This is a genomic window from Herbaspirillum sp. alder98 (assembly GCF_020179755.1).
Lineage (GTDB): Bacteria > Pseudomonadota > Gammaproteobacteria > Burkholderiales > Burkholderiaceae_D > Herbaspirillum.
In genome coordinates, this window is sequence record NZ_JAIUCY010000001.1 from 278942 (window position 1) to 298717 (window position 19776).

At 64.0% G+C, this 19776-nt stretch carries 19 protein-coding genes; 9 read left to right on the forward strand and 10 right to left on the reverse strand.

The annotated features are described in order from the left end of the window. The first annotated feature begins 40 nt into the window (after window positions 1-40). From moaA to glp, 3 genes are read left to right on the forward strand one after another with little or no spacing between them, the layout of a single operon-like run. Window positions 41-1150, forward strand: coding sequence for a GTP 3',8-cyclase MoaA (moaA, locus tag LBW87_RS01350; RefSeq protein WP_225199631.1), 1110 nt, complete (start codon window positions 41-43; stop codon window positions 1148-1150). Window positions 1151-1176: 26 nt separating this feature from the next. Continuing rightward, entirely contained in the window at window positions 1177-1806 is a 630-nt protein-coding gene (gene mobA, locus LBW87_RS01355; protein WP_225199632.1) for a molybdenum cofactor guanylyltransferase MobA, read from the forward strand. Window positions 1807-1865: 59 nt separating this feature from the next. Continuing rightward, window positions 1866-3092, forward strand: a complete 1227-nt coding sequence (gene glp / locus LBW87_RS01360) for a gephyrin-like molybdotransferase Glp (protein WP_265112856.1) — start codon at window positions 1866-1868, stop codon at window positions 3090-3092. Window positions 3093-3274: 182 nt separating this feature from the next. Here glp and rmuC read toward each other — a convergent pair whose 3' ends face one another. From rmuC to LBW87_RS01385, 5 genes are all read right to left on the reverse strand, one after another. Beyond that, window positions 3275-4750: a DNA recombination protein RmuC gene (gene rmuC, locus LBW87_RS01365; RefSeq protein WP_225199634.1), complete on the reverse strand. Its 1476-nt coding sequence runs from the start codon at window positions 4748-4750 to the stop codon at window positions 3275-3277. Between the two features lie 42 nt (window positions 4751-4792). Then, entirely contained in the window at window positions 4793-5194 is a 402-nt protein-coding gene (locus LBW87_RS01370) for a group II truncated hemoglobin (protein WP_225199635.1), read from the reverse strand. Between the two features lie 53 nt (window positions 5195-5247). Continuing rightward, the gene (locus tag LBW87_RS01375) at window positions 5248-7743 is read right to left on the reverse strand and encodes an ABC transporter permease (protein WP_225199636.1); all 2496 of its coding nucleotides are present in this window, start codon (window positions 7741-7743) and stop codon (window positions 5248-5250) included. 87 nt (window positions 7744-7830) lie between these two features. After that, window positions 7831-8883, reverse strand: a complete 1053-nt coding sequence (locus LBW87_RS01380) for an NAD(P)-dependent alcohol dehydrogenase (protein ID WP_225199637.1) — start codon at window positions 8881-8883, stop codon at window positions 7831-7833. Between the two features lie 105 nt (window positions 8884-8988). Further along, a complete protein-coding gene (locus LBW87_RS01385; RefSeq protein ID WP_225199638.1) occupies window positions 8989-9342 on the reverse strand; it encodes a hypothetical protein in 354 nt (117 codons plus the stop codon). 247 nt (window positions 9343-9589) lie between these two features. Here LBW87_RS01385 and LBW87_RS01390 point away from each other — a divergent pair, with 247 nt between their 5' ends. Further along, entirely contained in the window at window positions 9590-9889 is a 300-nt protein-coding gene (locus LBW87_RS01390) for a PsiF family protein (RefSeq protein WP_225199639.1), read from the forward strand. Window positions 9890-9983: 94 nt separating this feature from the next. On the opposite strand, the gene LBW87_RS01395 is transcribed toward LBW87_RS01390, so the two are convergent. Beyond that, entirely contained in the window at window positions 9984-10637 is a 654-nt protein-coding gene (locus LBW87_RS01395) for a LysE family transporter (RefSeq protein WP_225199640.1), read from the reverse strand. Window positions 10638-10768: 131 nt separating this feature from the next. Between LBW87_RS01395 and LBW87_RS01400 the strand changes: the two genes are divergently transcribed. Continuing rightward, entirely contained in the window at window positions 10769-10903 is a 135-nt protein-coding gene (locus LBW87_RS01400; RefSeq protein ID WP_225199641.1) for a DUF3096 domain-containing protein, read from the forward strand. A gap of 182 nt (window positions 10904-11085) precedes the next feature. Next, a complete protein-coding gene (locus LBW87_RS01405; RefSeq protein WP_225199642.1) occupies window positions 11086-11352 on the forward strand; it encodes a hypothetical protein in 267 nt (88 codons plus the stop codon). A 92-nt stretch (window positions 11353-11444) separates the two neighbouring features. Here the strand turns inward: LBW87_RS01405 and tilS are convergent, their stop codons facing one another. From tilS to cysS, 4 genes are all read right to left on the reverse strand, one after another. Further along, window positions 11445-12821, reverse strand: a complete 1377-nt coding sequence (tilS, locus tag LBW87_RS01410; RefSeq protein ID WP_225199643.1) for a tRNA lysidine(34) synthetase TilS — start codon at window positions 12819-12821, stop codon at window positions 11445-11447. Window positions 12822-12985: 164 nt separating this feature from the next. Then, window positions 12986-13966: an acetyl-CoA carboxylase carboxyltransferase subunit alpha gene (locus LBW87_RS01415; protein WP_225199644.1), complete on the reverse strand. Its 981-nt coding sequence runs from the start codon at window positions 13964-13966 to the stop codon at window positions 12986-12988. 147 nt (window positions 13967-14113) lie between these two features. Continuing rightward, window positions 14114-14755, reverse strand: coding sequence for a DNA-3-methyladenine glycosylase family protein (locus LBW87_RS01420; RefSeq protein WP_413927612.1), 642 nt, complete (start codon window positions 14753-14755; stop codon window positions 14114-14116). 19 nt (window positions 14756-14774) lie between these two features. Further along, window positions 14775-16169, reverse strand: a complete 1395-nt coding sequence (gene cysS / locus LBW87_RS01425) for a cysteine--tRNA ligase (RefSeq protein WP_225199646.1) — start codon at window positions 16167-16169, stop codon at window positions 14775-14777. 223 nt (window positions 16170-16392) lie between these two features. Here cysS and LBW87_RS01430 point away from each other — a divergent pair, with 223 nt between their 5' ends. Genes LBW87_RS01430 through LBW87_RS01440 form a run of 3 tightly spaced genes read left to right on the forward strand, consistent with a single transcriptional unit; the run spans window position 16393 to window position 19714 of the window. Further along, window positions 16393-17898, forward strand: coding sequence for a YybH family protein (locus tag LBW87_RS01430; protein WP_225199647.1), 1506 nt, complete (start codon window positions 16393-16395; stop codon window positions 17896-17898). After that, window positions 17898-19148 carry a L,D-transpeptidase family protein gene (locus LBW87_RS01435; RefSeq protein ID WP_225199648.1) on the forward strand — a complete coding sequence of 417 codons (1251 nt, stop codon included), beginning with the start codon at window positions 17898-17900 and terminating at the stop codon, window positions 19146-19148. Before LBW87_RS01430 ends, LBW87_RS01435 begins: the two co-directional genes overlap by 1 nt. After that, on the forward strand, window positions 19145-19714 hold the full coding sequence (locus tag LBW87_RS01440; RefSeq protein ID WP_320442705.1) for a peptidylprolyl isomerase: 570 nt from the start codon (window positions 19145-19147) through the stop codon (window positions 19712-19714). The genes LBW87_RS01435 and LBW87_RS01440 overlap by 4 nt, the downstream gene beginning before the upstream one ends. Window positions 19715-19776 lie beyond the last annotated feature (62 nt).

Sequence of the window (19776 nt, forward strand, 5' to 3'; positions counted from 1 at the left end):
CCAGCCGTGCTATCGTTCTGCAATCCTCTTCGCCAGCCCTATGAACACACGCGTCATCCCCATCGTTGACCTGCGGCAAGCCCCGGCCTTCGGCCTGCAAGGTGACTTGCAGCGCGAACAGCCGACTGGCTTGCTGGGCGATGCCCTGGGACGGCCGCTGCACGACCTGCGCATTTCGGTCACCGACCGCTGTAATTTCCGCTGCGTGTACTGCATGCCCAAGGATGTGTTCGACCAGCAATACAACTTCCTGCCGCATTCGTCCCTGCTCAGCTTCGAAGAAATCACCCGCGTGGCGCGTCAGTTCGTGGCCCACGGTGTGCACAAGATCCGCCTCACCGGTGGCGAACCGCTGCTGCGCAAGCACATCGAGCGCCTGGTCGGGATGCTGGCGGCCCTGCGCACCCCCGACGGTCGTGAAATCGACCTGACCCTGACCACCAATGGCACGCTGCTGCGGCAGAAGGCGCAGGCCCTCAAGGACGCCGGACTCAAGCGCGTGACGGTGTCGCTCGACTCGCTCGACGACGCCGGCTTTCGCCTGATGAACGATGTCGACTTCCCGGTGGCCCGGGTGCTCGACGGCATCGATGCGGCCATGGCCGCCGGCCTGGGGCCGGTGAAGGTCAACATGGTGGTCAAGAAAGGCGTCAACGACGACCAGATCCTGCCGATGGCGCGCCACTTCAAGGGCACCCCGGTCATCCTGCGCTTCATCGAATACATGGATGTCGGCAGCTCCAACGGCTGGCGCATGGACGAGGTCCTGCCTTCGCGCGAGGTGGTGCAGCGCATCGCCGCCGAGCTGCCGCTGGTGGAGGTGGATCCGAACTACACGGGCGAAACCGCCGAGCGCTGGCGCTATGTCGACGGCGGCGGCGAGATCGGCGTCATTTCCAGCGTCACCCAGGCGTTTTGCCAGGACTGCTCGCGCGCCCGGCTATCGACCGAAGGCCAGGTCTATACCTGCCTGTTCGGCAGCGAAGGCCACGACCTGCGCGCCATCGTGCGCGGCAGCGACGACGATGCCCTGCTCGCCGGCGCCATCGCCCGCCTGTGGCGTGGTCGGGGCGACCGTTATTCGGAACTGCGCAGCGAACAGCCCGCACGGCCACTGCGCAAGGTCGAAATGTCTTATATCGGTGGTTGAGGACGCCGCTGTCCTCTTCCGACTTCATGCCTGACTGCACTCCGGTGGTCGCCATCGCTCCCGAAAAAATCACCGGCCTGGTGCTGGCCGGTGGTCGCGGCAGTCGCATGGGTGGCCTCGACAAGGGCTTGCAGCCATTGCACGGCAAGCCACTGGTGCAGCACGTGATTGCCCGCCTGGCGCCCCAGGTCGGCCCGCTGGCGCTCAATATCAACCGCTCGCACGCACGCTATGCGGCCTTGGGCTACCCGCTCTGGCCTGATCTCGATGATGGCTTCCAAGGCCCGCTGGCGGGCCTGCAAAGCGGCCTGCGCCATTGCACCACGCCGTTTCTGGCGACCACCCCTTGCGACGCGCCATTGATCCCCGATGACCTGGTGCAGCGCCTGGCCAGCGCCATGACCGCCGCAGGCGCCCAGGCTGCCTATGCGGTGACCGGGCGCGGCGAAGAGCGCCAGCGGCATCCGGTCTGCGCTCTGCTGGATGCGTCGGTCAGCGCTTCGCTGGACCAATTCCTGGCCGCCGGCGAGCGCAGGATGGCGCTCTGGTTCGACTCGCTCAAACGGGTGGAAGTCGACTTCCCCGACCCGAATGCCTTTCGTAACATCAACACCGGGCAGCAACTGCAACAACTCGAACAGGAAACATCACGGTGAGCTCCCCCCATTCGCTGAACGACATCATCAGCTGCATCAGCGGCTACGACCCCAATGCCATGACGGTGGCGCAAGCCCAGCGTGTCATCGGCGACTTCATCGTGCCCATCAGCGCCGCCGAGCAGTTACCCATCCGCAGCGCGCTGGGCCGGGTGCTGGCGCATGACATCGTGTCGCACATCGACGTGCCGGCCCACGACAACTCGGCCATGGACGGCTACGCCTTGCGCGGCGCAGATATCGCCGACGGCCGCCAGGTGCGCCTGTCAGTGGTGGGCGCGGTGCATGCCGGACAGCGCTTTGCCGGCACCGTCGCACCCGGCCAATGCGTGCGCATCATGACCGGCGCGCCGATGCCCGATGAGTGCGACACCGTCATCCCGCAGGAACTGACCATCGATGGCGACGCCCAGGGCGTGACCATCCCGGCCGGACGCGTGCGAGCCGGCGACAATCGTCGCCTGCGCGGCGAAGACCTGGCGCAAGATAGCGTGGCGCTGGCGCGCGGCAAGTTGCTGCGGCCGGCCGATATCGGTTTGTTGGCGTCCCTCGGGAAAGCCGAGGTCACGGTGCAGCGCCGCCTGCGCGTGGCGTTCTTTTCGACCGGCGACGAGTTGCGCTCGGTGGGCGAAACGCTGGAGCCGGGTTGCGTCTACGACTCCAACCGCTACACCCTGCACGGCATGCTGACCCGCCTCGGCTGCGACGTGCTCGACCTGGGCGTGGTGGGCGACGACCCGGCCGCGCTGGAAGCGGCCTTCCGCACCGCCTGCGAGCAGGCCGATGCGGTCATCACCTCGGGCGGCGTGTCGGTGGGCGCGGCCGACTATACCAAGCAGATCATGGCCAGCCTGGGCGAGATGCTGTTCTGGAAGATCGGCATGCGTCCCGGACGCCCGCTGGCCTTCGGCCGCATTGCCTCGCACGGGCGTGACGCCTATCTGTTCGGATTGCCGGGTAACCCGGTGGCGGTGACGGTCAGCTTCTACTGTTTCGTGCGCGACGCCCTGCTGCGCCTGGCAGGCGCCGAGGCCAGCCCGCTGCCGCGACTACGGGTAAGCACCACCACCGCCATCCGCAAGAAGCCGGGCCGCAGCGAGTACCAGCGCGGCATCCTGGCGCCGGACCAGCAAGGGGTGTGGAATGTGCGGCTGACAGGCACCCAGGGGTCCGGCATCCTGCGCTCGATGTCGGACGCCAACTGCATCATCGAGCTGGAACACGAACGGGGCGACGTCGCCGCCGGCGAGCTGGTGTCGGTCGTGGTGTTCGACGGGCTGGTGTAAAGACGCCGGGTGCCGGCCTTCGCCGGCAAGACAGGTCGATCGCCGTCGTCCTGACGAAAGTCAGGACCCAGCGTCTTATAGCAACCGTCGATACGCCACCAACGTCACTGGGTACCGGCCTTCGCCGGCACGACGGATTAGTGATAACTCAAGCGCCCTCGTCCGCCGCACTTCAATAAAAATCAGACCTCTTCGTCGGTCCCGCCCAGGTCCAGCTCTGTGGTGCCCAGCAACTGCTGCGCAGTTTCGCTCGGCAAGGCCTCCACCGACTTCAGCTTGCGCGTCATCTGGCGGGTGCGGACCTCGGCCTGGTCGATATTGCGGGCGGCGCGCTCCAGTGCGGTCTTGGTCGCCGACAGGACGTCGCCAAACTTGGTGAACTCGGTCTTGACCGCCCCCAGCACCTGCCACACTTCCGAGGAGCGCTTCTCCAGCGCCAGGGTCCGGAATCCCATCTGCAGGCTGTTGAGCAAGGCCGCCAGCGTCGACGGCCCGGCGATGCTCACCCGCAGCGTGCGTTGCAGATCGTCCGACAGGCCGGGACGCCGCATCACTTCCGCATACAGGCCTTCGGTGGGCAGGAACAGGATGGCGAAGTCGGTCGTCAACGGCGGCGACAGGTATTTCTCGGCGATGGTCTTGGCTTCGCCACGCACCGCGCGCTCCAGCTCGCGGCCGGCACTGGCCACGCCGTCGGCGTCGGCGCGGTCGGCCGCCTCGACCAGGCGTTCGTACTGTTCCTTGGGGAACTTGGCATCGATCGGCATCCAGACCGGACGGCCATCGTCGCTGGCGCCGGGCAGCTTGATCGCGAACTCGACCCGTTCGCCGCTGGACGGCACGGTCTCGACGTTCTTGGCGTACTGGTCGGGCGTGAGCATCTGTTCCAGCAGCATCTCGAGTTGTACTTCGCCCCAGGTGCCACGGGTCTTGACGTTGGTCAGCACGCGTTTCAGGTCGCCCACGCCGGTGGCCAGCTGCTGCATCTCGCCCAGGCCCTGGTGCACCTTGTCCAGCCGGTCCGAGACCAGGCGGAACGATTCGCCCAGGCGCTGCTCCAGCGTGGCATGCAGCTTCTCGTCGACGGTCTTGCGCATCTCTTCGAGCTTTTGCGCATTGTCGGTCTGCAGGTCCTTGATGCGGGCTTCAAGCGTGGTGCGGATCTCACCCATGCGCTGCGCATTGGATTCGGTCAATGACGACAATTGCTGGTTGAGCGTGTCGCCGAAACGCTTGAGCGACAGGCCCTGCTCTTCACGGCTGACCTGCGCCTGCAGCGTGATCGACTGGCGCATGCCGTCGAGTTGCTGGGCGTTGGTCTCGTTGAGCTTGACCAGTTGCTGGGCAAAGCCGTCGATCTGGTTATTCTGCAGCGTCGCCACCGACGACATCTGGGTCGCCAGGGTCTGCTGCAACTGCGCAAAACTGCTGCCCAGCTCCTGGCGCGTGCCCTGGGCGCTGGACTGCACCTGGTGGCGCAACTCGCGCTCGAGACGTTCGGCGCTATCTTGCTGGTGCCGTTGCAGGTCGAGCTTGAGTTGCGCCAGTGCGGCCTCGGCGCCGCTATCGTCGCGCCGTCCGGAACGCAGCAACAACAGGATTTGCAGCACGATGCCAATGGCGATCAGGCCGGCCAGGATCAATTCGGTCGATGACATAGATTAGAGTGAAAGAGATCGGGGCTTGCTCAGCCTCGCGGCCTATTCGGCCTTGTTACGCATCCAGTCGGCGGTCTGGTACAGCGCCTGCAGCAGGCGCTTCATCAGCTCGTCCGGCAAACCCACATCCTGCATGGCCCAGGTCATGCAACGCAACCACTGGTCGCGCTCGGAAATACCGATCGCAAACGGCAGGTGCCGCGCCCGCAGGCGTGGATGGCCGTGACGCTCGATATACAGGTTGGGGCCGCCGGTCCAGCCCGACAGGAACATATAGGTCTGCTCGCGGGAGCCATCCAGCGATGCCGGGTGCAGCGCCCGGATGCCGGCAAATTCCGGCTCCAGGTCCATCAGGTCGTAGAAGCGATCGACCATCTCGCGCAACTTGTCGGCGCCGCCGATCAACTCGAACGTGGTCGGGGCATTGGGGTCTTCGATTTGCATAGGCCGTCATGATAGCGCAGCAGCGAGCGCCCCGTTTGATCCGAATCGCGACCTCAGCCTTCGCGCAGCGTCTGCAACGGCGGACGCCCCAGCACCTGGCGCAGCCCGGCCCAGCCGCCGATGGCCGAACACGCCGCGCCGATCAGCATGCCGGCCAACCACACCAGCGGACTCAGCGTCCAGTCGAAGTTGAACACGTAGTGCGCCAGCGCCCAGCCGATGGCGGCGGCGCCACTGGCGGCCAGCAAACCGGCCACCGAACCCACCAGCAAGACCTCGATGCGTTGCGCCCGGGAAAGCTCGCGCCGGGTCGCGCCCAGGGCGCGCAACAGGCCGGCCTCGCGCACCCGCTCATCCTGCGATCCGGCCAGCGCCGCGTACAGCACCAGCACCCCGGAACTGAGCGTGAAGAGGAACAGGAACTCGACCGCCGAGATCACCTGCCCCACCACCGCCTGGATCTGGCGCAGCACGCTGCCGATATCGACCACGGTCAGATTGGGGAAGTCGCGCGTGAGTACGTTGCCCAGGTTTTCTTGCGCCGGCGTCAGGTGAAAGGCGGTGATCCAGCTTTGCGGCGTATCGCGCATCGCCTGCGGATTGATGATGACGAAGAAATTGACCCGCAGCGAACCCCATTCGAGCTTGCGCAGGCTGGTCACCGGCGCCTCCACCAGTTGCCCGGCGATATCGAACTGCAGGCGATCGCCCAGCTTGATGCCCAGCGTCTGCGCCAGGCCGCGCTCGACCGAGGCTTCCGGCTTGCTGTCGTCGAACCAGCGACCACTGACGATGCCATTGCCGGGCGGGATCTGCTGCATGGTCGACAGATTGAATTCGCGGTCGACCAGGCGCTTGGCCCGGTCTTCCTGGTAATCGGCGGCGCTAATCTGGCGTCCGTTGACTTGCACCAGCCGGCCGCGAATCATCGGGTACAGCTCGGGCGCGGCGACACCGCCCTGCTGCAACGCCTGGCTCACGGCCTGGCGCTGGTCGGGCTGGATGTTGACCACGAAGCGATTGGGCGCATCCGCCGGGGTCGACTGGCGCCAGGCGCCCACCAGGTCACCGCGAATCACCGTCAGCAACAGCAAGGCCATCAAGCCCAGCCCCAGCGCCACCACCTGCATCACGGCGGCGGCCGGGCGGCGCTGCAGGCCATCGATGGCAAAGCGCCAGCTCTGGCTGTCGAACAGTCCGCGCATGCCGCGCAAGGCCCGCAGGCACAGCCAGGCCACCAGCGCAAACACGCCAAACCCACCCAGGAACCCGGCTACCGTCAGCAGACCCAGCTTCAGGTCGCCGGCCTGCCACAGCAACAGACCCGAAAACACCAGCGTACCCAATCCATACGTGACCAGCGACGCCGCCTTGGGCGCGCCCTGCTCGCGCCGGATCACGCGATTGTGCGGCACGTTGCGCAGTTGCAGGATAGGCGGCAACGCAAACCCCACCAGCAACAGCAAACCGGTGACGACACCCTGCACCGCAGGCTGCCAACTGGCCGCTGGCAACGCGGTCGGCATGAAGCTGCCCAGCCATTGCAGCAGCGCGAAGTGGGCCGCATAGCCCAGCCCCATGCCGATCAGGCTGGCCACCAGCCCCACCACCACGAACTCGATCAGGTACAGCGCCGTGACCTGGTTCTGGGTCATGCCGAAGCAGCGCAGCATGGCGCAGGCGTCGAGGTGACGCATCATGAAACGGCGTGCCGCCATCGCCACGGCCAGCGCGGCCAGCATGGCCGACAGCAAGCCCACCAGCGACAGGAACTGCTCGGCGCGATCCAGCGTGGCGCGCATTTCGGGCCGGCCGCTCTCCAGCGACTCGATGCGCACGGCGCGCAGGTGCTGGCTTTCGATCTGCTGTTCCAGCTGCTGCTGGAAAGCCTTGACGCTATCGGGCGCACCCGCCAGCAACAGGCGGTAAGTCACCCGTGAGCCGGGCTGCACCAGGTTGGTCGCGGCCAGGTCGCCATCGGACAGCATCACGCGCGGCGCAAAATTGACGAAGGCGCTGCCGCGATCCGGCTCGACCGCGATCACTTCGGCAATCCGGAAGTCGCGGTCGCCCAGTTTGAGCATGTCGCCCAGCTTCACATCGAGGGCGGACAGCACCTGCGGATCGACCCACACCGTGCCGGCACGCGGAATGCCATCGGCATTACGTTCACCGCCGGCGCCTTCCAGCTTGACCTTGCCGCGCAAGGGATAGCCCTCGGTGACGGCCTTGATCGACGTCAGCACCGAGCGCGCGGCATCGCCCTCGCCGGTCTGCGCCATGCTGGGGAAGACCACCGTCTGCGCCTGCGCCAACCCGCGCGCCTGCGCTTGCGAGGCCCATTGCGGCGGCAAGGTCTGGTCGGCCGCGACCAGCAGGTCGGCGCCCAGCAACTGGTGGGCGTCGCGTGTCATGCCGGCGCGCATCCGATCGACGAAGAAACTGACCGAAGACAAGGCCGCCACTGCGACGATCAGGGCCAGCAACAGGAAGCGCAGCTCGCCGGTGCGCCAGTCGCGTTGGGTCATGCGCAGTGCGTGTTGAAACATGCGTGGGTCAGTCTTTGAATAAAAATAATAGTCCAGGACCCACGGCGCCGATCGGTTCCGATCGCTGCCGTGGGGCGGGCGGCGACATCAGGCGGCCAGCGACGCCATGTCGATCACGAAGCGATACTTGACATCGCTCTTGAGCATGCGCTCGTAGGCTTGGTTGATGTCCTGGATCTTGATCATCTCGATATCCGAATGGATATTGTGCTCGGCGCAGAAGTCGAGCATTTCCTGCGTTTCGGCGATGCCGCCGATGAGCGAACCAGCCAGGTGGCGGCGCTTGAAGATCAGATTGGCCACCGATGGCGACGGATGCGGATGCTCCGGCAAGCCCACCAGCGTCATCGTGCCTTCGCGCTTGAGCAGCACCATGAACGCATCCAGGTCATGCTGCGCGGCGACGGTATTGAGGATGAAGTCGAAGCTGTTTGCGTGGGCCGCCATCTGGTCGGCGTCGCGCGACACCACCACTTCGTGCGCGCCCAGGCGCAATGCATCTTCGCGCTTGTCGGGCGAAGTCGTAAACAACACCACATGCGCGCCCATCGCGTGCGCCAGCTTGACCCCCATGTGCCCCAGGCCACCCAGGCCGACGATGCCGACCTTCTGGCCCGGTCCCACCTTCCAGTGGCGCAGCGGCGACCAGGTGGTGATGCCTGCGCACAGCAACGGCGCGGCGCCAGCCGGATCGAGCTTGTCCGAAATGCGCAGCACGAATTTTTCGCTGACCACGATGTTGCTGGCATAGCCGCCATAGGTATAGCCGCCGCTGACCTTGTCCTCGGCGCTGTAGGTGCCGGTGAAGCCGTTTTCGCAATACTGCTCGAGGCCCTCGTCGCAGCTGGAACAGTGCTGGCACGAATCGACCATACAGCCCACGCCGGCGATCTGGCCTACCTTGAACGCGCTGACATGCTCGCCCACCTTGCTGATGCGGCCGACGATCTCGTGCCCGGGCACCACCGGAAAGACGGTGCCGCCCCATTCGTTACGCGCCATATGCAAATCGGAATGGCACACCCCGCAGTACAGGATATCGATCTGGACATCATGCGGGCCGACCTCGCGACGTTCGAAGTTAAAGGGGGCCAATGGGGAGTTTGCATCCTGGGCTGCGTAGGCATGTGCTTGCGACATGGCAGATCCTTTCAAAGAGAGAGACGGCGGAACGCGCAGCGCGACAGCGCTGCGCAACTAACTATCTTAATACGGCGAGCTCAACTGCGTTGCCGGCCAGCTTGCTTATCGCAGCCAGGTGGCCGCCAGGCCCAATGCCAGCAGCACGCAGAAAGCCAGCAATGCGCGGGTGCGCCTGCGTTGCGCATCGAGCGTGGCGACCAGTTGGGCGTTTTGCTCGGCCAGGGTATTGATCAGCTGGCTGGCTTCCAGTTGTTCGGTTTCGAGCCGGGCGATACGCGTGCTCAGTTGCGCCAGGTCATCGCTGGCATTGACCGGCGCCGGTTGGGCGGCGACCGCTTCCTTGGCGCCGCGGGTGCGCGACCACAAGTCGCGTGCGCCACGTACGATGCCAGGCGTGGCCTGGACCACATCGCCCCACGGTATCAGTTTGATGGCAGACATCCAGCTCAATCCCATAACCCTGCTCCTTTAGAACTTGATGCATCCCCGCAAAAACGCAGGTCGCGTTTCTCTAAGACAGCGAAAACACGATTCTATCCTGCCGGCGGGGCCGATCCTGATTCAACCGCCCGCCATGCATTAGTTTCCGGTTTGCAATAACAATTTAGACGAGACCGGCGTCACATTTTCATGCTGTAATGCTGGCCGATAGACGCCCTTGCGGGCCGGCTATCTCTTCGAATCCACCGACCCGGAGTGCATAATGAAAAAGCTGATGATCGCCATTTCTTCCCTCGCGCTGGCAGCGCCCCTGTTGATGAGCACGCCCGCCATGGCGCAGACTGCGCAGCAGAGCAAGATGACCACCTGTAACAAGGACGCAGGCGAAAAGAAAGGCGACGAACGCAAGGCCTTCATGAAGGATTGCCTGTCCAGCAAGCCCGCTGCCGCACCGAAGAACGCCCAGCAGAACAAGATGACCACCTGCAACAAGGAAGCCGGCGACAAAAAAGGCGATGAGCGCAAAGCCTTCATGTCGACCTGCCTCAAGAAAGACAAGTAAGCCAAGCCAGCACGGGCAAGCGGCAAGCCCCTAGATCAAAAGCCCCGGTCGCCTGAACGCACCGGGGCTTTTTGCCGTGCCGGTCAGGCCAGTCTCAATGCGCGCCGCGCTTGAAGAAGAACAGGCCCGCGCCCACCAGCATCAATACGCCGCCGAAGAAGCGGTTCTGCGCCTTGATCGCCTTCTGGTTGCGAAAGAACCGCTGCAGGCGGCTGGCGGCATAGGCATAACCGTGCATCACGATCAGGTCGACCGTCACCATGGTCACGGCCAGCACCAGCAACTGCAGCCACAGCGGCCGGTCGTGATCGATGAACTGGGGCAGCACCGCCACCATGAACACGATGCCCTTGGGGTTGGTGGCATTGGTCAGGAAACCGGTGATACAACGCTGCCACCAGTGCTGGCCACGCGCGCTGCGGGCGCTGGCATTGGCGGCGTCCAGCACTTCGCCGTCTTGCGGCACCGGCGCGCGCCATTGCGAAAAACCCAGATAGATCAGGTAGGCGGCGCCCAGCACCTTGATGGTATTGAACGCGGTTTCGGATGCCACCAGCAACGAGCCGACGCCGGCGCCGGCAATCAGCAGCACCATCACCAATGCGATCTCCAGGCCAAGGATGGTGGCGCCGGTGCGGCGCACGCCGTAATTAAGTCCATGACTCATCGACAACACCGCGCCCGATCCGGGCGAGATGGCGATGACGCAGGCGGCGACGAAGAATGCGAACCAGGTTTGATAGGCCATGCTTGATCTCAATTGCGGTGGGGAAAGCTCGACATTATAAAGACTTGTCTCACATTCCGTGCCGGCACCCGCAGTAGAACTTAGCGCCCGCCCCGACGTCTGACTGGCACCTAACAACGAGGAGAACCCCCATGAACGTCCATCTCGCCTTTGGCCCCCTGGCCGCCCTGATCGCCGGCATATTGATTCTGGCCGTGCCGCGCCTGCTCAACTACATCGTGGCCTTGTATTTGATCGTCATCGGCCTGGTGGGCCTGTTCGGTTAATCCCATCATAAATAGTTAGTGATCAGGATGGCAACGATTGCTTACAACTTCGCGATGGATTGAAACAATTCGATGTCGTCCCCGGCGACGGCATTTCGTTATAGGAAGCAAGGCGCAACGAAATGGAAGCAACCAGCCTCCGGCGCCGAGCCTGACTTCATTTACTTAACAAGGACATTGCCATGAAAACCAAAGCCATCATCGTCGCTTCCCTTCTGTCGGCACTGACCCTGCCAGTATTCGCCCAGACCGGCACAGCTACCGCCGGCGCCGGTGCACCCGCTTCGGCCCAGGGCACGCAGCCTGGCCCGGGCGCCGCCACCAAGGCAGAAGCAACCACCAAGGCCAAGGCCAAGCAAGCCAAGAACGCCACCAAGCGCACCGCCAAGAAAGCCAAGGCCAAGATGCAAGGCACCGACAAGCCGGCCGACAGCACCGCCGCCAAGTAACACAGCAGTGCCTTCGCGGAGCCTGGCTCCGCCCATGTCAGGGATGACTTGGAGATGCCGCATCATCCGTCCAACCGATGATGCGGCATTTTTCATGCCTGGCCAGTTGCGGTCCCAGCCTGCCAGCGCAGCCGCACACGCGGCCCGAGCGTGACCAGATGGGTGCAATCCATGCCGACGCCGGCGGCAAATAACAGGTTGCGCCCGGAAAACAGCAGCGGCAGGAATGGCCGTTCCCAGGCCGGCACATCAGCCGCCTGGTATTGCTGCTTCAGGCTGCGCGCCGGGCGATTCATGGCCAGCCGGAGTCGCTCGCCGCCACTGCGCCCCCGCACCTCCAGCGGCTGCGCGCGCAACCACTCGGCGTCCAGCCCGGGCGTGACGCTATCGTCGGCGTCGATCACCTCGACATGCAGCACGCCATAACAATGCGGCACCGGCAGGCTGGCTTCGCCCTGCCACGGCAACGGCAGCACGACCGGCTCTTCTTCGTCGGGGTCGGGCAGCACGCGGCGCGGCGCCAGGTAGACCCGCTCGCGATATCGATGCACTTCACCATCGGGATGCGACACGCACAGCTGCGACTCTTCACGCGCGGTGAGCAGTTGCGTACGCATCTGTTCCATCCACGCCAGCGACGGCATGCGCATGCCGCGCAAGCCGAACCAGTGACGCATCAAATTGAAAAAACGCTGCTCGCTCAGGCGCCGCAGGGCCGGCATCAGCAAGTGATCCTCATGACGGCATTGCACCAGATCCAGTTCGGCAATCTCCTGCAGCAACTGCTGCGCGTTCTGGGCATGCACCGCCGTGCGCGCCAGGCGCTGCTGGTAGCCGGCGAAATCCTGCTCCAGCACCGGCATCAGACGATGCCGCAGCGCGTTGCGGGCATAACGGACATTGGCGTTGGATTCGTCTTCGACGTGGGCCAGCTGGCGCGCGCTCGCATAGGCCTCGATCTGCTTGCGGGTCACCCCCAGCAGCGGGCGCACGATCACCGTATCGGCGTCGCCCAGCAACGCCGGCGCGGTCTGCCCCGAAGGCATCGCCGACATCCCCGCAAGGCCACTGCCGCGCAGCAGTTGCAGCAAGACCGTCTCGGCCTGGTCATCCTGGTGATGCGCCGTCAGCAGCAGCTGCGCCCCATGCTGGCGACACAAGCGCCCCAATGCGGCATAACGCGCCACGCGCGCCACCTCTTCGATACCCTGCCCGCTGCCCTGGTCCAGCTGCACGCACTCGGCGTCGAAGCTGACGCCTAGCGCGGCGCAACGCTCACGGCAATGCGCCAGCCAGCCGTCGGCGTCCGTACTGAGCCCGTGATGGACATGCAGGGCGATCAGCCTGAAGCCGTCGCGGGCGGCCATAACGGCGGCGGCATCGAGCAGCACCGACGAATCGAGTCCGCCGCTGTAGGCCAGCGCCAGCGTCTTGGGGGGAGCAACCAGGCTGGCCTGGAGAGCATGCATTACCGGAACAATCGAGGGAGTGGTATCGGCCATGGTGAATAACGCTAACGGTCTGTGAATGTGAACAGCAGGCAGAGCGGCCCAGAAACGACAAAACGCCAGCGAATACAATCGCTGGCGTTTGCCTGGACGGGAGATGTCGCAGCAGGGGCTGCGGCGGCCCATCATTCGGTCGAATTCAATTCCTTGAACTTGCCATAGGACATCAGCTTTTCGTGACGCGCCGCCAGCAATTCCTTGGTCTTGACGCCCTGGAACTGGCGCAAGGTGTCGGACAGCGCGCGCTTGAGCAAGCCGGCCATCTGCTTCGGGTCGCGGTGCGCGCCACCCAGCGGCTCGTTGACGATCTTGTCGATCAGGCCGATGGCCTTGAGTCGATGCGCCGTCAGGCCCAGCGCTTCGGCGGCATCGGCGGCGCGGTCGGCGGTCTTCCACAGGATCGATGCGCAACCTTCCGGCGAGATCACCGAATAGGTCGCATATTGCAGCATCAGCACCGAGTCGCCCACGGCGATGGCCAGCGCCCCGCCCGAACCGCCTTCGCCGATGATGGTGGCAATCAGCGGCACCTTCAGTTCGGCCATCACGTACAGGTTGTGACCGATCGCCTCGGACTGGCCACGCTCTTCAGCGTCGATGCCGGGGAAAGCGCCCGGGGTGTCGACGAAGGTAAAGATAGGCAAATTGAATTTCTCGGCCACCTTCATCAGGCGCATCGCCTTGCGATAGCCTTCCGGCTTGGGCATGCCGAAGTTGCGCATTGCGCGTTCCTTGGTGTCGCGCCCCTTCTGGTGACCGATCACCATGCAGGCCTGACCGTTGAAACGGGCCAGACCGCCGACGATGGACTGGTCGTCCGAGAAGGTACGGTCGCCATGCAGCTCGTGAAAATCGGTAAAGATCTCACGCACGTAGTCCATGGTGTAGGGACGCTGCGGATGGCGGGCAATCTGCGACACCTGCCATGGCGTGAGCTTGGCGTAGATGTCCTTGGTCAGTTGCTGGCTTTTCTTGACCAGGCGTTCGATCTCTTCCGAGATGTCGACTGCCGAGTCGTCCTGCACAAAACGCAACTCTTCGATCTTGGCGTCAAGCTCGGCGATGGCCTGCTCGAAGCCCAGAAAAGTGGTTGTCGATTTACTCATTGTGTTCCTTTTTCAACAAGTCCGATGGCGGCTGAGGCATTGGTTTGTGCGCTACGCAGCCTTGGCATCGGGTTGCCTGCAATCTTGCGAGGAGCGGAGTATACACCAGCGCACACGGCACTGGCGTACCCACCCTCGTCCCCCATCTCAGGTACTGGAAGGCCTCGGGTCGAGGCTGCGCCACAGGTACCAGGTGGCAACGGTGCGCCACGGTTCCCAGTTCGCGGCGACTTCGCGCGCGTCGCTGCGCGACACGGGCTCGCCCGAAAAATAACTATCGCTGATGCCCTTGAGCAATCCCGGGTCATCCAGCGGCAGCACATTCGGGCGCAGCAGATTAAATATCAAAAACATCTCGGCTGTCCAGCGGCCGATGCCGCGGATCTGGATCATCTCGGCGATGACGTCCTCGTCCTCCATCTCGGCCCATTTGTCCGGATGCACGGTCTTGGCCTTGAAATGGTTGGCCAGGTCGAGGATGTATTCGGCCTTGCGCTTGGACAGTCCGCAATCGGCCAGGCCGTCGAGCCCGACCCGGATCACCTGCCCCGGCTGGCAGCGCGGACATGTCTCCAGAAAACGTTGCCAGACGGCATTGGCCGCCTTGGTCGAGATCTGCTGCCCGATCACCGAGCGCGCCAGCGTGGTGAAGGCGTCGCCGCGCACGGTCAGTTGCAGGTCGCCGAACTGCGGAATCAGCTTGCGCATGATGCGGTCGCGCTTCATCAGTTCGGCCTTGGCCTCTTCCCAATAGGCGGGCACGATCAGCGATGGATCGGGCGCACTCATCTTGTCGATCGTATTCAACTCAAGCTCTCCGCCATTCGGTCAGCCCGCCCGGTTTGTCTTCAAGGACCACACCCGCCGCCGTCAGCTCGCCACGGATCCGGTCGGCCTCGGCGAAGTTGCGTGCCGCCTTGGCCGCGCCGCGTGCGGCAATCAATGCCTCGATGGCCGCCTGGTCGATACCGCCCACGGCCGCCACGCCCCCCTTGAGAAAATCTTCCGGGTCGCGTTGCAGCAAGCCCAACTGCGCCGCCAGCTGGCGCAACTGCAGCGAAGCCTGCGCACTGCGGGTGCGGTTGACTTCATTGGCCAGCTCGAACAGCACCGACAGCGCCAGGGGCGTGTTGAAGTCGTCGTTCATGGCGTCGGCGAAGCGCCGGGCTGCATCGTCGGCGTTGACGGCGTCGACGGCCGCCGCCGGCGCGACTTCCTTGAGCGCGGTATAAAGACGCGTCAGTGCCTGGCGGGCGTCGTCCAGGTGCGCGTCCGAATAGTTGAGCGGACTGCGATAGTGTGCCCGCAGGATGAAGAAACGCACCACTTCCGGATCGTACTGTTGCAACACGTCACGGATGGTGAAGAAGTTACCCAGCGACTTCGACATCTTTTCATTGTCGACCCGTACGAAACCGTTGTGCATCCAGTAATTGACGAAGGCGTGACCATGCGCGCCTTCGGACTGGGCGATTTCGTTTTCGTGATGCGGAAACTGCAGGTCCTGGCCGCCGCCATGGATGTCAAAATGTTCACCCAGCAGGTCGCCGGCCATGGCCGAGCACTCGATGTGCCAGCCCGGACGGCCACAGCCCCATGTCGAGTCCCACTTGGCCTCGTCCGGCTCGCTCGCCTTGGCCGCCTTCCACAAGACGAAGTCGAGCGGATCGCGCTTGCCGGTGTTGACGTCGACCCGTTCGCCTGCGCGCAGGTCGTCGAGCGACTTGCCCGACAGCCGGCCATAGCCGGGAAACTCGCGCACGGCATAGTTGACGTCACCGTCCTCGGCCAGATAGGCCAGGCCGTTGGCCTCCAGCTTGCGGATCAATTCCAGCATCTGCGGCACGTACTGCGTGGCGCGTGGCTCGTGGTCGGGGCGCTGCACCCCCAGGGCGTCGGCGTCCTCGTTCATGGCGACGATGAAGCGCTCGGTCAGCTGCTTGATCGATTCGCCATTCTCGAGCGCGCGCTTGATGATCTTGTCGTCGATATCGGTGATGTTGCGCACATAGGTGACGTCGTAACCGACGCTGCGCAGCCAGCGCTGCACCATATCGAACACCACCATCACGCGGGCGTGGCCGAGATGACAGAAGTCATAGACGGTCATGCCGCACACGTACAAGCGCACCTTGCCTGGTTCGATAGGGGAAAAGGTCTGCTTATCACGCGCCAGCGTGTTGTAGATTTTGAGCTCGCTCATGGGATGGTAATTCTTGGTTCGGCCGCGCCGGATGGCAGTACTGCGATCTTGCCCCGCGCGATGATCAGAGGCTTGGAGAGTGCTTTGAGGAAGGCCATGGGGCCTCCCGGTCATTGTTCTAGCAACGTCTGCAACATGAACGCATCACGATAGCCAAACCTCTTTTTGCAGTGCCCGTTTGATATAAAATGCCAACTTTCGTCGAGTATAGCATTGATAAACCATGCCCCAAGAATCAAAAGAACAGCCATCCACTCATGGTTTGCGCGGTTTGATCAATAAGGCCGCCCCCAGGACGGCCTTGCTGTCGGGGCTGATGGCCGCACTCTTTACGGTGGCCGCGCCGGCCAGCGAAATGTCGGACATCAACAAGTTGCTGCGCTCGGGCCAATACGCCGAGGCGCTCACGCGCACCGACGCCAACCTGGCCAAGCACCCCCGCGATGCGCAACTGCGTTTCACGAAAGGACTGATCTTAGCAGAACAAAACCGTTCTGCCGAGGCCATCGCCATCTTCGTCAAGCTCACCGAAGACTTCCCGGATCTGCCCGAGCCGTACAACAACCTGGCCGTGCTGTACGCCGCCGATGGCCAGTACGACCGTGCCCGCGCGGCGCTGGACATGGCCATGCGGACCAACCCGACCTACGCCACCGCCCTCGAGAACCTGGGCGACGTCTACGCCCGCCTGGCCAGCCAGGCCTATGACAAGGCGCTGCAGATCGATCCCGCCAACAAGGTGCCGCAACCAAAGCTGACGCTGCTGCGTTCGCTCAACGGCAACACCACAGGCGGCACCGTGCCACGCCTGGCCAGCGCCGCCGGCGCCACCAGCCAGTCGAACCGGGACGCCCAGGCGCAGGCCAAGGCGCGCGCCGACGCCGCCGCCGCCGAACAGCAGGAACGCAGCCGGGCGCTGGCCGCCGAAAAGGCCACCCAGCAAGCCGCCGCCGACCGCGCCGCCGCTGAGAAAACCGCCATCTCCAAGGCCGCGGCCGACCGCGCCAATGCCGATCGCGCTGCAGCCGACAAGGCCAGCGCCGAACACGCCGCCGCCGAAAAGGCGATTGCCGACCGTGCCGCGGCTGACCGCGCCGCCGCCGACAAGCAGCGTGCCGACAAACTGGCCGCCGAGCGCGCCGCCGCCGAGCAGAAACAGAAAGAGCTGAAGGAACAGAAAGAACAGAAGGAACTGAAGGACAAGGAAAAAGCCGAGCGCCTGGCCAAGGACAAGGCCGACCGCCTCGAGAAGGAAAAGACCGAGCGCGCCGAACGCGAAAAGGCGCAGCAGGCCGAGAAACTGGCCGCCGCCGACAAGGCAGCGCAGGCCAAGGCCGCAGCAGAAAAGGCCAAGGCCGAGAAGGCGAAGGCCGACGCCGGCGCCGAGCAGGACAAGGCCATCGTGCTGGCCGCGCTCAACAGCTGGGCCCGCGCATGGAGCGACAAGGACGTGCGCGGTTACCTGGGCCACTATGCCAGCGACTTCGAGACGCCCAAGGGCGCCAGCCGCAAGGAATGGGCCGAGGAGCGTCGCGCCCGCATCGAGGACAAGGGCCACATCACCGTCAAGGTGAGCAACGCCCAGATCACCATCAAGGGCAATACCGCAGTGGTGCGTTACCGGCAGATATATAATTCCAACCGGCTGACGGTGGACAGCCGCAAGACACTGGTGTTTGTCAAACAAGGCAACCGGTGGCTCATCAAACAGGAACGGTCGGGGGGATAATGGTTGCTGATGCTTTGCAGCGGCGTTCGGCGCGCGCGCTGGGATGCCTGTTGATGCTGTGCCTGGCGGGCCTGCCCACCAGCGGCAGCATTGCCTCCTCGTCGTCGATCCCGCCGCAGCAGAACGCGGTCAGCGTGGCGACCGGCAAGACCGATCCCGAGGCGCTGCTCATCGAGATCTATAAGGATCTGGGCGCCAACCGCCTGCGCGACGCCCAGTCCAAGGCCGATGCGCTGGTGGCCGCCTACCCGACTTTCCGGCTGGGCCATCTGGTGCAGGGCGACTTGCTGATGATGCATGCGCGCCCGGTGCGCGCCTTCGGCGCCATGCCCGACGCCCCGCAGGAAAAACTCAAGGAACTGCGCGAAGAAGCCACCGTACGGCTGCGCTCGCTGCAGGAAAAGCCGGACCCGATGCTGATCCCCAAGGCGGTGCTGCAGGTCGGCGAGGATCAGAAGAACGTGTTCGTGGTCGATACTTCGCGCTCGCGCATGTACGTCTATGAAAACCAGGCCGGCGAGCTCAAGTACCAGACCGACTATTACATCTCGCAGGGCCGCTTCGGCGCCAACAAGTCCAAGGAAGGCGACCAGCGCACGCCGATCGGCGTGTACTACGTCAACAACCGCATTCCCGGCCCCAAGCTGCCGGACTTCTATGGCACCGGCGCGCTGCCGCTGTCGTACCCCAACGAATGGGACAAGCGCAACGGTCGCAGCGGCTACGGCATCTGGCTGCATGGCACGCCGTCCGACAACTTCAGTCGCCCGCCACTGTCCTCCGACGGTTGCGTGGTGCTGGCCAATCCTGACCTGCAGAACGTGTATGCCACCGCCGAGGTCGGCAAGACGGTGGTGGTGATCAGCCAGCACGTGCAGTTTGTCGACAAGGGCGAATGGAACCGCCAGCGCGAGGAAGCCTCCAGCATGCTGGATCAATGGCAACAGTCGCTGGAAGGCGCGGATAACGACAAGATGCTGTCCTATTATTCGCGCGACTTCCGCTCGCCATTGGGCGAGAGCCTGCCGACCTGGTTTGCGCGCCAGCAAAAGAGTCTGAACGGGGCCCGCTTCACCAGTGTCAAACTGCGCGATGTCAGCCTGTTCCGTTATCCGGGTCCGGATGACATGATCGTCGGCACTTTTACCCAGGAAAGCGCCGTGGGCAAGAGCAAGAATGCGGTTCGCAAGCGCCAGTACTGGGTGCGCGAAGGATCGCAATGGAAAATTATTTACGAAGGTAACGCATGATCATCTCCCGCCGTAACTTGGTAGCTGCCGTAGTCGCCCTGTCGCTGTCGTCCTCGATGCTGTCGTCGGCATTTGCCGCCGATGCCCCGCGCGTCCTGATCAAGACCAATGTCGGCGACATCGTGGTCGAGCTCAACCCCGAGAAGGCACCGATCTCGTCCGAGAACTTCCTCAAGTACGTCAAGAAGGGCCAGTACACCGGCACCCTGTTTCACCGGGTCATCAACGGCTTCATGATCCAGGGCGGTGGCTACGACAAGAACATGCGCGAGAAAGAGACTGCCGCGCCGATCCAGAACGAAGCCAAAAACGGTTTGAAGAACGAGGTTTATACTATCGCCATGGCGCGTACTTCCGCTCCGCATTCGGCGACTGCCCAGTTCTTCATCAATGTGGCCAATAACAGCGCGCTCGACTACCCGAGCCGCGACGGCTGGGGTTACGCCGTATTTGGCAAGGTGGTGCAAGGCGCCGAGGTGGTCGACAAGATCAAGCAGGTGCAGACCGGGCCTGGCGACGTGCCCGTGACACCGGTCGTGATCGAATCGGCAACACAGGTCAAGTAAGCGTCTGGAATGTATTAGGCCGGCCCCTGCGGGCCGCCTGTTTTTTTATTTATCATCAAGCA